Origin of the sequence: Paenibacillus sp. GCM10027626, assembly GCF_042676285.1 — a bacterium.
Lineage (GTDB): Bacteria > Bacillota > Bacilli > Paenibacillales > Paenibacillaceae > Paenibacillus_Z.
Genome location: NZ_JBHTHC010000018.1, coordinates 51,573 through 63,617, shown reverse-complemented (window position 1 = coordinate 63,617; position 12,045 = coordinate 51,573). Strand labels below are relative to the sequence as shown.

Sequence of the window (12,045 nt, the reverse complement as noted above, 5' to 3'; positions counted from 1 at the left end):
TGTTTATTTTGTTGCAACCTATGACTCCCCGCCATCAAGCTGCACAATTGTAACTGTTGAAGCCGCTGATTAATGGTACTTCATTGTTCTATGAGGCTGTCCAAAGTTACTTCCAGTTCCTTCTCCTTCTGATCCAGCGGATAAATTCTGGCCGTCTCCAGTTCATGGTCTACATGCTGAATGTATACCGCCTGACCCTGATACGTTACATTTGCCATGACTGGCGATTCTGCTATTTGCTGCGCCCGTTGCTTATTCATTTACCTTCCTCCATCTCAAAAATTGGAATCCCATCTATTCTCCCCTTCATACGCTGGTAATATGCCGGATTATCAATCCAGAGCAGAACATTAATAATAACTAGACATGGCGAACTATAAGTCACATCGGAAAACCAGGCTTATCCAATTTGTGTCTATAGAAAGAAAACTGCCTCGGATACAGGATTATAGCGATAATCTGTCGAAAGAGTTATTTTACAACAACATATCATCTTCCCGAGGTGCATCATGAAAAAATTCCGCTGGGCGGCGGTTATTATACTTGTGACTGTATTTGTCTTTGCGCTCATTTTGACAAGTCCTGGATCTACTCAGATAAACTCTACTGATACACTGATCACCGAATGGGAGGTTCAATGGATCAGCGCCGCGGAACTGGAGGCTTCGGCTCCTCCTAAAATTGATGGCTGGCATTCAAGTAATGACCGGCAATCTCTGACGACTATTCCGGAAGGTGCTGCTGGCGCATGGGTTCATATTGTTGTGCCGCCAACTTCAAATTGGCTTACCCCCGGATTGCTGATTGACCGCTTGTACGGGCTGAATATTAGCGTGTATGAAAATAGCCGGCTTGTCTATCAGTCAACGCGCGATTTTGATTTTGAACGGAATAATTTACTTATTCCCGTTCCTTTAACATCGGTGTCCAGCGATCTGTATATCCGTATTGGATCAAAAGAGCAGGCTGGAGTAAGCGGCAGCATTCGTATTGGAGAGTTCAACGGCTTGTCTGAAGACTTCGTCCGCACCGAGCTGCCTAATGTTCTGTTAGGCGCTTCTGTCGCGTTCCTGGCGCTAATCATGCTTCTTTGTTCGGGGTATCTGAATAGAAGTCAGCGAAGCTCATGGATTGCTCTGAGCCTGTTTGCACTGTCAACCGGCACATTGATTTTGACATACTCCGCGCTGCCTTACATCTATTTCGAAGAGTTTGGCCATACGCTGCTCCTGCTGTTCGATACATCGATGTACGTTCTCTTTCCGGCGCTCTACTATTACATTGTCCCTACCTTCGAAGGGCGATACGGCTTCTTCACAAAATGCGGACGATGGCTTACCGGTTACTTTGCCTTCTGCTTTATCATTATGATTATATATAAGCTGATTGGCGAGCCTTTCTATTTTTATTACAAGCTGTTTACGTTCTGGATACTGGCTCCATTAATTTTAACTTTGCTGATGCTCATAGTTGGGCTGTCGATTAAAAGCGCCTTGCGGGGGAATAAAAACTCGATCATTCTGTCCGGGGGGATCTGTCTGCTCGCACTCTTTGGCATCACCGACCTGGTTCTATTCTATTTGACGGATGCCAAGCATTTGCTATTTCTATGGAAAATCGGTATCGTCTGTCTGATCGCGGTGCTAATCATCATTCTGGCGCGGCGCATTTCGACAGACCACCAGAGACTCCTAACCTATTCAAAAGAACTGGAGCTGTACAATCATCAGCTGCAGCGGACCGAGAAAATGAAAATTATTAGCGACCTCGCCGCTTCAATTGCCCATGAGGTACGCAATCCTATGCAGGTTACGAGGGGCTTTCTGCAGCTGCTGTCCAGCAAATCGGATAATAATAACAAAAAGTATTTTACAATGGCTATTACCGAGCTCGATCGGGCCTCGGCGATTATTACCGATTTTCTTACCTTTGCCAAGCCTGAAATGGAAACGATCGTGCTGATGGATTTGCAGCAAGAGCTGAGTAAAGTAGAGACCATTATGAGCCCGCTTACCGTGATGCATGGCGGGGTCCTTCAAGTACACGTGCCTGAAAAACTGTATATTCTCGGCAACCCTTCGAAATTCAAGCAGGCCTTTATCAATATGGTCAAAAATAGTACCGAAGCACTGCAGCAAGAAGGAATCATCCGCATTGAAGCCTGGGCCGAAAAGGACACCGCCGTCATCCGCATAGCCGACAACGGAGAAGGGATGAACGGGGAGCAGCTCGCCAAGCTGGGGGAGCCGTTCTTTTCAACGAAGACTGTCGGTACCGGACTTGGCTTGATGGTAACGTTCCGGATCATCGAAGTAATGAAAGGAACATTGGAGTTCCACAGCGTGAAAGGAAAAGGAACCGAAGCTATCATCCGGTTCCCGCTTGCCGATCCGGATCAGTTCCAAACATAACCCACCGAGGTTCCCCCACCTGGCAGATCCTCCGGTTTCGGCGGAATGACCAAATAATACTTGGACGGAGTTTCCTCGACTGCATGGAGCTCGATATCCGCAGGAATATCTACACCGAAAGCATCCTTTATTGCCTGCTTGGGATTGGCCAGCAAGTCCGCCCTAAAGGCCGGATCCTCCCATGCTTTTTTAATAATTTGTACTTTTAAAGTTTCGACAGACATGAGATCACATTCCTTCCAATATTCGGATATACTACCTCCTTATGATACCATATTGGTAGGTTAATTGAACTATTATTTGTGAAATTTCGTCAAAAAGTAGGAAATTCCGCCCTCGGCTGCAAGACTCTCAACCGAGGCGTTCACCCCTTGGGCGTTATTGCGGATTCCCCGGGCAATCTCCTGTTGAAATGCGATGAGAGATTGAGGCGCAACAGAAAGCTGCCTTAGTCTCTCTCCATACTTCTCTACAACGTCCGCCAGCTGCTCCAAACATTGCCGATGATAGATAGCCCGTTTTACCCTCTTCTCATCTAGCACACAATCGGCTGACAGCCCAAGCTTCTCCCGAACAAGCGACAAAAAACCGTTGCAGCCAGGCTCCGGCAGATCGTCGCGCCAATCAGCCCAGTCATCGGACAGCTGCAGCACTGCAAGGGCAAGATCAACGGCTTCCTCTGCCGCCGCAATCTTCTCCTGGCGGGTTGCATGCATCAATAGTCCTGCCGCGCACAGCTTCACGGGCGCCGCTTTGCGGGCAAGCTGACCGGGATCGTAAGGATCGATTGGCTGCGCCCCCTCCGAAAAGACGGCTGCAGCCCATTCCCCCAAATATTTGCGATAATAGTCCCACAAAGGCGAGTCCGCAGCAAAATGCCGTTGATAGCGCTGCTGAAACTGTCCTTGCAACAGCTGGCCTAGTGCCAGTGACCCGCGCACCCCCGAATCCAGCCGTCCTGTCCCGCCATCCATTACATCGTCCAGCAAAAAAAAGTGCAGCATCGCATAAATATTGCCGATAGCCAGATCGCGGCACAGCTCTAGCGGGCTGCCCGTCTGCTCCCGAAACCAGTAAGGAAGCAAATAGCTGATGACATTGGCCCCACCGCCGTTCTGCAGCGGATTGCTGCGCTTTAGCAAAGCATGGCCGAGCCCGCTGAGCCCGGCCGGAAAAGACCCGATCTCTTGCTCTGCCTGTGAAAAAATATATTCTATTTCATCCCGGTAGGCTGCTATTGCTTCGATTTGACTCATAGATTCCAACAGTCCCCTTCTTTCCATATGCTTGTTTATATGTTATAGTACCGGGGAAGAAAACTAAAGAAGGAAGTCCGGATTGCCTTTTGCCCCTGCAGGCGATTGACACCGGGAGAGGTTCGCGAACTCCCTCTATAAAAAACTAAGGCAATGCGATGTCCCGCAAAAGGGTATCGTCGTCTTTGCGTTCGGCGCGAGGCAGCTAGACTGCTTCGCGCCGGTTCTTTAGTTGAGATGGGAAAAATTTCATGAATCTCGTTCTTCTCAATCCGAAAGGGAGATGACGATGAACGATTCAAAAGCTGTCGTTGTATTCAGCGGCGGCCAGGACAGCACGACTTGTTTATTTTGGGCGTTAGAGCGCTTCGGCGAAGTGACTGCCCTTACGTTCGATTACGGCCAGCGGCACAAGCTGGAGATTGAACGAGCCGCAGCTATTGCACAGGATTTAAATGTACCGCACCGCATTTTGGACATGTCGCTGCTCGGACAGCTTGCACCCAATGCGCTGACACGAAGTGATATCGCCATCGAAGAGCAGGAGGGCGCGCCGCCGACAACTTTTGTGGACGGGCGTAACTTGCTTTTCCTGTCCTTCGCCGCCATTGCGGCCAAGCAGCTCGGCGCAAAGCACATCGTGACCGGCGTATGCGAGACTGATTTTAGCGGCTATCCTGATTGCCGCGACGTTTTTATCAAGTCGTTGAACGTCTCGCTTAATTTGGCGATGGATTACCCGTTCGTCATCGATACTCCGCTGATGTGGCATGACAAAGCACAAACCTGGGAGCTGGCCGACCAGCTCGGCGCCTTCGATTACGTTCGGGAGCGCACGCTGACGTGCTATAACGGTATCGTATCGGACGGCTGCGGAGAATGTCCGGCTTGCATGCTAAGACAAAGAGGACTCGATCAATATCTGGCTCATCGGAGGGGAGGCGTGCATGAGCAATGATACAGCCCGTCTACCCCTCGGTGCACCATTCCTATTGTTACGAATTGAACAAAGATTTGCAGTTTGCCGCTGCGCATTACGTACCCGCCGATTCGGCAGGCAAATGCCGCAAGCTGCATGGCCATACGTATTTTGCCAACATTACGGTTGCCGGCGATACGCTTGACGACGCCGGCTTCCTGGTCAACTTTTCCGAACTGAAGCGGCTAATCCACGAACGGTTCGATCATACGGTGCTCAACGATGATAAGGAAAGCTTCGACGACAATGACCCGAACCGTTTTCCAACTACAGAAGTTGTCGCCCGCACGATTTGCGAACTGGTGCAGCGCCATTTGGACGGACTGGCGAACCAGCCGCGCTGTCTGCAGGTCTATCTGCGCGAAACGCCGACCAGCTACTGCCTCTACCGGCCCAAAGGGGGTGAACGGTGGTGACTGACCGCAACATTCCCGTTCTCGAAATTTTCGGCCCGACCGTTCAAGGAGAAGGCATGGTCATCGGGCGGAAAACGATGTTCGTCCGTACTGCCGGTTGCGATTATAGCTGCAACTGGTGCGATTCGGCCTTCACCTGGGACGGCAGCAGCAAACATAATATTCGGCTGCTGTCGGCGCAGCAAATCTGGGAGGAATTGTCGCATATTGGCGGAGATGGGTTCGCGCATGTCACGCTCTCCGGCGGCAATCCCGCTCTGCTGCCGCAGCTCAGCTCACTCGTCGGGCTGCTGCATGAGCATGGCATACAAGTTGCATTAGAGACGCAGGGCAGCCGCTGGCAGGACTGGTTTTTGGCCATCGACGAACTGACGCTGTCGCCAAAACCGTCCAGCTCCGGCATGGCGACCGATTGGTTGCGGCTCGATGCCATTGTCGCCAGATTGAAGGATCACGCTCGGACGTTCAGTCTAAAAGTGGTCATCTTCGACGATGCCGACCTTGACTATGCTGCAGACGTCCACAAGCGGTATCCGGGAGTTCCCTTTTATGTCCAGACCGGCAATGGGCAGTTAAAGGAAAGCGAAGCGGAACAACTGCTGCCTTATTTGCTAAAGCAATATCAGTGGCTGATTGAGCGGGTCATGGCCGATCACCGGCTAAAACGGGTCTCCGTATTGCCGCAGCTTCATACTTGGGTATGGGGCAATAAGAAGGGCGTATAGCCAGGGGGAAACAACTCCGGCTAAGCGCCGAAAAAACAAGGCGGGCCGCCAGCCGATAATGGCCAGCGGCCCAGAAAGGCGGATAACAAATGGCAGGAAGAACAGAAGAAGAATTGGCTGGCATTACGCAGCTTGGCAATCAGGGTACGGTATACCGGTTTGGCTACGCGCCAGAACTGCTGGAAGTGTTCGACAATAAACATCCGGAACGCGACTATTTCGTCAAATTCAATTGTCCCGAATTTACAAGCCTTTGCCCGATGACCGGACAGCCGGATTTTGCTACACTCTATATCGCGTACATTCCGGATCGCCGCATGGTGGAGAGCAAATCGCTCAAGCTCTATTTGTTTAGTTTCCGCAATCATGGCGATTTTCATGAGGATTGCATCAACATCATAATGAACGACTTGATCAAGCTAATGAATCCGCGCTATATCGAGATTTGGGGCAAATTTACGCCGCGCGGCGGCATCTCCATCGATCCTTACTGCAACTGGGGACGTCCCGGCACCAAATATGAGCAAATGGCGGAATACCGCCTGATGAATCACGATCTGTACCCGGAGAAGGTCGACAATCGTTAAGCAAGGCATGACTACTGGTTGGGGAATGGCTCCAAACTGCAAGATTTGCGCGCGTTCTCCGTTTGTCGGACGGCGGCGGGGGTAGCCGAGGCAAGGCACAATTGTTGCATGGAATACAACATTCGACCCCGGATACAGCCCGATTTGCCGAAAATATTGTACGTTCTCAGAGTGTCAAAAAAGTCCTTTTTTTCGAAAAGATCAAATGGAGTCATTTTTTCGCATCACAATTTGGCTCAGATCAGTTTAAATCGATTTTATTTCAAGAAGACGAGAGCTCAACCTTAAAAGCTGATCCGACTTCCTTTACCCCAAAACTAACTGGATTTTATGTAGGTAGATACGCCAGAACTGACAATTTTTGCAGTCTAACTGGAAATCATCCAGCTAGTTTGAGCCAAATCGAGTCTATCCATCTCTAACTCCCATTCTAACTGTAGGTTTTCCATCTAGTCCGGCTATCTAACGAACAAAACATAAAACCAACTGTAGAAAATCCATTTAGTCCGCCAATAGAAATAAATTCCCAGTAAAATAGAGCTACAAACCAAAACTCATATTGTGGTAAATCAACAGCCTTGCATTTCGTACAACAATTGGGGGATGCGCTAACTTCCCGCCATGGATTGTTGTACAAACTGCAGCATATGAGCACGTTGCCAGACTGGAGATGCCTCCCTCCTCCTATAAGGTGAGAGGGCATCTCCTTTTTTATACGCAAAGTCTTAAGACTCATCCGCTTCCATCCACTCTCGGTATAGTTCATCCAGTTCCTGGCGCAGCTTCGTCTGTTCGTTCAGCAAGCGGGGCCATTCCGCCGCCTCCGCCGGACCGGCGGACAACCGGACCATCTCCTCCTCCAGCAGGCGCAGCAGTTCCTCGACAGCCGCAATCTCCTCTTCCCAGCGCCTTGCCGGCTTGGTACTTCTGCTCGCCGGTGATTCGGTCCGCTTCGCCTGAGATCTCTCCGGCAAGCATACCGGCTCCGGTGGCACCTCCGTCTCAGAACGCTGCAGCAAGTCCTGCAATTTCTCCCGGCATTCCTCATAATTGCCGAGATGAACAGTCAGTTCCGCCTGCTCTAGCAGCCATAACTTCTGCGCGACACGGTTAATAAAATATCGGTCGTGGGAGATGACGAGCAGTGTACCCGGGAACGATTCCAGCGCTTCCTCCAGCGCCTCCCGCGAATCGATGTCCAGATGGTTGGTCGGCTCGTCGAGAATCAGCAGATTTGGCTTGCGGTACATGAGCAGCGCCAAACGAAGCCTGCTCCACTCGCCGCCTGACAATTTAGCCACCCGCTTGAATACGTCAGAGCCGTAGAACAGGAAGCGAGCCAGCTCGCCCCGCGCTTCCCCTTCCTCCATCGCCAAAGCATCGCAGAAGTAGCGCAGCACCGTGGAGTGATCGGCTGGCGGCGCTTCTTCCTGCGCCAGATAACCAATATCCACGCGCGAACCGAGCCGAATTTCGCCCCCGTCGCAGGGAAGCTCACCGATGATCATCTTCATCAGCGTGCTCTTGCCCGCGCCATTGCCGCCCATCAGGGCGACACGCTCGCCATATAGCAGCAGTGCGCTCGCCTCGCGCAACAGCTCCCGCTCGCCAAACGCTTTGGAGATGCGATCCAGTATAATGACCTGCTTGCCGGAGCGGTCCTCCTGCGTCAGCGCCAAGTCGATGGCTCGCCGTTCCAGTATCGGGCGCTTAATCTTGACCATCCGGTCAAGCGCCTTCTGCATTGAAGCTGCCCGGCGATGGAAGCCGGGATTCGGCGGATTGGCGCGGTTGCCCCATTCGATCAGTTGTTTGATCGTTTCCTGCATCTTTTTGATCTTCTTTTGCTGCTCCTGATAGTCGGCAAATTGCTGGAGCAGCCGCGCTTCTTTTTCCTTCTGGTAGCCGGAATAATTGGTACAGTAGACGAAGGCTTCTCCATCCTCAATCTCGATAATCTTGCGGGCGACCCGATCCAGGAAGTAGCGGTCGTGAGACACGGCAACCACAACGCCGGAATATGTGGCAAGAAACGATTCCAGCCATTCGATCGCCGCCATATCCAGATGATTCGTCGGCTCATCCAGCAGCAAGATATCGGGCCGCTTCAATAGCAGGGCCGCCAGCCCTATCTTCGTCTTTTCTCCGCCCGAAAGCGAGGCGAATGGCCTGCCGAACTGTGCGGCGGCTATCCCCATGCCTGCAGCCACCCGGCGGATGGATGCTTCCATCTCATAGCCCCCCGCCTGCTCGAACCGTTCCTGCAGCTGCCCATACTGGTCCAGTAAAGCTTGCATCTTCCGTTCATCCGCACAGACGGAAGGATCGGACATCGTCACCTCCAGGTCCTTCATCTCGCGCTCCCAGCGCCGTACCTGCTCATAAACTTCAGCCAGCACATCATAGACGGTTGCTCCGTCCCGTGCGGCCGGAACTTGGGCAAGCAATCCGACCGTCACCCCTTTGCGAACAAACAGCTCTCCTTCATCCGGAGCGAAAGCTCTGTCCAGCAGTTGCAAAACCGTCGTCTTGCCTGTGCCATTCCGTCCGATCAGGCCGACCTTCTCAGCTTCTCCAATCTCAAACGATACATCGGAGAGCACCAGATCAGCCCCGTAATATTTTTTGACATGCTGCAAATTAATTATCATGATTAACGTCTCCTCCGGGCGTCCTTCTCCCGGACCGGAACAAAAAAAGACTGCAGGGAAGTATCCCTGCAGCCTTAAGCTAGATCATACCCGTTCAGGTCAAGGCAGGAGAATCTTCACGCCATATTGTCGCACTTGTATTCGCAAAAATGGACACACCTATCCCGTTGACCGCTGCATCATGAATAATGCCAAATAATGCCAAAGGCAATTGGCTAATGCGAATCATTGCGACGCTATGTTTCATCTCCTACCTCACCTCCTGTTCATGCTCTGCAATGAGAGCGTAATTACCAGCATTATACCAGAATGATACGGTGCAGTAAAGCAAAACTACAATCTCCGAGAAAGTATTGACTTTCCTGTTATGGTAAGGTTTATGGTAGATAAAAGTCATTCTGGCCGGAATACTTGATGAAAGGGTGTCCCCGTTTGAAAATTGGCGAATTCGCAGAACTGAATAACGTTACTGCAAAAATGCTTCGACATTATGATGAAATGGGACTTCTTAAACCAGCGGAAATAGACCTCTGCACGGGATATCGTTCCTATAAACAGGAGCAGTCTCATCAATTAAACTGGATTATTATCCTAAAAAATCTTGATTTCTCACTAAGCGAAATAAAAGAAGTATTAAATGGACCTACAGAAGGCAAAAAAATCGTTGATCAATTGATACGCAAGCGCATTGAGATCATCTCATCTTTAAATGAGCAGACGCAAAAGAAAATCGCGATTGACCAACTCATAAAAATATTGGAGAAGGAAGGATTTCATATGGAAAAGCAATTTGATTTACTGAACATTGCACAAACCAGTGTGCATGAAATCAAAAAGAACATCCCCAACATGGAAGTGTTTCTGGAATCAGCCAATAGCATCGCCGCTCTATGTTCGGAAAAGGACAGCATTTCCGTTTTTCGGTTTGATATCAGCCACTTCAAACAGGTCAATGACGAGTTTGGCTTTGACGTCGGTGATAGCGTCATTGTCGCTTGTTTTCAAATTATTGAATCTAACGTCAAAAAGCATTTAAGTCATGCAGCAATAGGCCGGGCCCATGGTGATGAATTCGTGGTATTTGCCGCGGCTGGAGTGGAAGAGATTGAAAAGACTGCCCGTTCCATTATCCAGGATATGGGAACTTATAATTTCGCAAAAATTGGTTGTAACAAAGAAATGGGCTGCTATATCGGAGGATTAGTCAGCCAGCAAAAAAGTAATACCGATATACGGAGATTAATCGAAGACTCCATCGAAGCCATTAATCACGCAAGAGAAAAAGGACCAAATGCGATCGCCATAGAAACCATAGAAACATAACTATTACGGATTATTCCCCGCTTTAAGGAAAACGCCCGACGGCGTCATTGAGGCGCAGTAAGTTTCTTCCTAATATCATGCCATCCATTGCCGGAGGTCAGGGTAAAGCCCTGATTAAGGGGCAAACTGCAAAGCGGGTTCATCTAAAGGAAACCACAGACCTTATTTCCCCAATAACCCTCTTTTTGAAATCTAACGGAACTGAGTGATCTTAATTAGACGTTTTCTTGCGAAATCGGGCTCATCTTCATCAAATAGCGGCTCACAGTTCCGTTACAATTTCAAATCGCTCGGATTTTCGCAAATAGCGGCCGTGAGATCCGTTAGATTAGGCCACGAAACTTATAACTCAACTTTCGCAGAACGAAAAAAACAGGTATCCCTTGATGTAGCTAGATAAACCCGAGAATCATTGTTGGAGTTGCTCTTTGATTAACTTTGCGATTTCGCTGCCCGTTTGTTTGGCAACCTTTTTGGGCGGGCTCTAAGCTGCCGCTTACGCACCCGACAACCCTCCTCGGCTCAAAATGGGAACTTTCGGGCTGTAACGAATCTATCGATCGTTCTCGCTTGCCTCAAGCCATGCCTTCCACAAATATGTTATAATCAGTTGGATCAATCTTATAGAGGAGAGTTGCTTATTATGGGCATCTACTTCATTCGTCTGAGGTAATGTGAGGTACAGTTCTTTTATCCCTATTCATTTTTTGAATCAAATGGGTAGGTTTATTTGACTGTGCCTTTTTTCATTCACCGACTACGAATGAATGGGGTGCTTTTTTGTGTCCAAAAACAGCAAGAAAATGATAACTGCCAGGCTTATTTCAACGCACGAAGAGCTTTTTGTTTGTCCTATATGCGCCGGTAAAATGAAGATGAACCATTTACAGAGTTTAGTATGCAGCAATAATCACTGTTTCGATTTATCCAAATCGGGGTATTTGAATTTATATCCCCGAGCTGTAAAAAGCAAATACGATCAATACCTGTTTGCATCCAGAAGGGTTATTTGCAGCAGCGGATTTTTTGAGCCTTTAAATGCTTTCATTAGTGAAAAGATAATAAAGCAATCAGACCTTGGGGAGACACGAAACCGAATGAGCATCTTGGACGCAGGATGCGGTGAAGGCTCTCATTTATCGACTATACGTAAAAAAGTAATTCAAGCCGCGGATACCGATGTTTTGGGAGTTGGCGTCGATCTTGCAAAAGAGGGCATTCATCTGGCTTCAAAAGAATACATGAATATGCTTTGGTGTGTTGCGGATATTGCGAAATGCCCTTTTGCCGGCAATCAATTCGATGTTATTCTCAACATCCTCTCGCCTTCTAATTATGCTGAGTTTCGGAGAATGATCGGCGATCATGGAATAATCATAAAAGTGATTCCTGGCAGAGACTATCTACAAGAGTTAAGAGACGTGTTTTATGAAAAAACAAATAAACGAGTCTATGCAAATGACGCTACGTTAGATCGATTTAAAGATCATTTTCAGCTTCTGGATCTGCAACGGCTGCGATATCAGAAATCTTTGGACAGCGGACTCACGCAGCATCTCATCCGAATGACCCCGTTATCTTGGGGAGCGACAGAAGCACAAAAGCATAAAGTCCTGGAAGCAGCTGCAATGGACATCACTGTCGACCTATCAATTCTTATTGGAAAGAAACCAACTTAACAGCCAAATTGAGAAAAG

General features: G+C 49.2%; 12 protein-coding genes and 1 riboswitch. Of the genes, 7 read left to right on the top strand and 5 right to left on the bottom strand.

Annotation, left to right across the window (positions count from 1 at the left end; genetic code table 11):
• Window positions 1-80 precede the first annotated feature (80 nt).
• Window positions 81-260 carry an H-type small acid-soluble spore protein gene (locus ACFQ0N_RS27695; protein WP_379332509.1) on the bottom strand — a complete coding sequence of 60 codons (180 nt, stop codon included), beginning with the start codon at window positions 258-260 and terminating at the stop codon, window positions 81-83.
• A 249-nt stretch (window positions 261-509) separates the two neighbouring features.
• Here ACFQ0N_RS27695 and ACFQ0N_RS27690 point away from each other — a divergent pair, with 249 nt between their 5' ends.
• The gene (locus ACFQ0N_RS27690; RefSeq protein WP_379332507.1) at window positions 510-2,411 is read left to right on the top strand and encodes an ATP-binding protein; all 1,902 of its coding nucleotides are present in this window, start codon (window positions 510-512) and stop codon (window positions 2,409-2,411) included.
• Here ACFQ0N_RS27690 and ACFQ0N_RS27685 read toward each other — a convergent pair.
• Window positions 2,396-2,635: an NHLP leader peptide family RiPP precursor gene (locus tag ACFQ0N_RS27685; protein WP_379332505.1), complete on the bottom strand. Its 240-nt coding sequence runs from the start codon at window positions 2,633-2,635 to the stop codon at window positions 2,396-2,398. The genes ACFQ0N_RS27690 and ACFQ0N_RS27685 overlap by 16 nt on opposite strands.
• 72 nt (window positions 2,636-2,707) lie before the next feature.
• On the bottom strand, window positions 2,708-3,667 hold the full coding sequence (locus ACFQ0N_RS27680) for a hypothetical protein (protein ID WP_379332503.1): 960 nt from the start codon (window positions 3,665-3,667) through the stop codon (window positions 2,708-2,710).
• A gap of 111 nt (window positions 3,668-3,778) precedes the next feature.
• Window positions 3,779-3,822, top strand: a riboswitch (PreQ1 riboswitch).
• Between the two features lie 128 nt (window positions 3,823-3,950).
• Here ACFQ0N_RS27680 and queC point away from each other — a divergent pair.
• From queC to queF, 4 genes are all read left to right on the top strand, one after another.
• The gene (queC, locus tag ACFQ0N_RS27675) at window positions 3,951-4,625 is read left to right on the top strand and encodes a 7-cyano-7-deazaguanine synthase QueC (RefSeq protein WP_379332501.1); all 675 of its coding nucleotides are present in this window, start codon (window positions 3,951-3,953) and stop codon (window positions 4,623-4,625) included.
• A complete protein-coding gene (locus ACFQ0N_RS27670) occupies window positions 4,622-5,062 on the top strand; it encodes a 6-pyruvoyl trahydropterin synthase family protein (protein WP_379332499.1) in 441 nt (146 codons plus the stop codon). Before queC ends, ACFQ0N_RS27670 begins: the two co-directional genes overlap by 4 nt.
• Window positions 5,059-5,787: a 7-carboxy-7-deazaguanine synthase QueE gene (gene queE / locus ACFQ0N_RS27665; RefSeq protein ID WP_379332497.1), complete on the top strand. Its 729-nt coding sequence runs from the start codon at window positions 5,059-5,061 to the stop codon at window positions 5,785-5,787. Before ACFQ0N_RS27670 ends, queE begins: the two co-directional genes overlap by 4 nt.
• 89 nt (window positions 5,788-5,876) lie before the next feature.
• A complete protein-coding gene (gene queF / locus ACFQ0N_RS27660; RefSeq protein WP_379332495.1) occupies window positions 5,877-6,374 on the top strand; it encodes a preQ(1) synthase in 498 nt (165 codons plus the stop codon).
• Between the two features lie 725 nt (window positions 6,375-7,099).
• On the opposite strand, the gene abc-f is transcribed toward queF, so the two are convergent.
• Both abc-f and ACFQ0N_RS27650 read right to left on the bottom strand, forming a co-directional pair.
• A complete protein-coding gene (gene abc-f, locus ACFQ0N_RS27655) occupies window positions 7,100-9,025 on the bottom strand; it encodes a ribosomal protection-like ABC-F family protein (RefSeq protein ID WP_379332493.1) in 1,926 nt (641 codons plus the stop codon).
• Between the two features lie 94 nt (window positions 9,026-9,119).
• On the bottom strand, window positions 9,120-9,272 hold the full coding sequence (locus tag ACFQ0N_RS27650; RefSeq protein ID WP_379332491.1) for an RAxF-45 family protein: 153 nt from the start codon (window positions 9,270-9,272) through the stop codon (window positions 9,120-9,122).
• Between the two features lie 185 nt (window positions 9,273-9,457).
• On the opposite strand from ACFQ0N_RS27650, the gene ACFQ0N_RS27645 reads away from it, so the two are divergent.
• Together ACFQ0N_RS27645 and ACFQ0N_RS27640 are read left to right on the top strand one after the other, a co-directional pair.
• On the top strand, window positions 9,458-10,348 hold the full coding sequence (locus ACFQ0N_RS27645; protein WP_379332489.1) for a diguanylate cyclase domain-containing protein: 891 nt from the start codon (window positions 9,458-9,460) through the stop codon (window positions 10,346-10,348).
• Window positions 10,349-11,130: 782 nt separating this feature from the next.
• A complete protein-coding gene (locus ACFQ0N_RS27640; protein WP_379332486.1) occupies window positions 11,131-12,027 on the top strand; it encodes a putative RNA methyltransferase in 897 nt (298 codons plus the stop codon).
• Window positions 12,028-12,045: the final 18 nt, after the last annotated feature.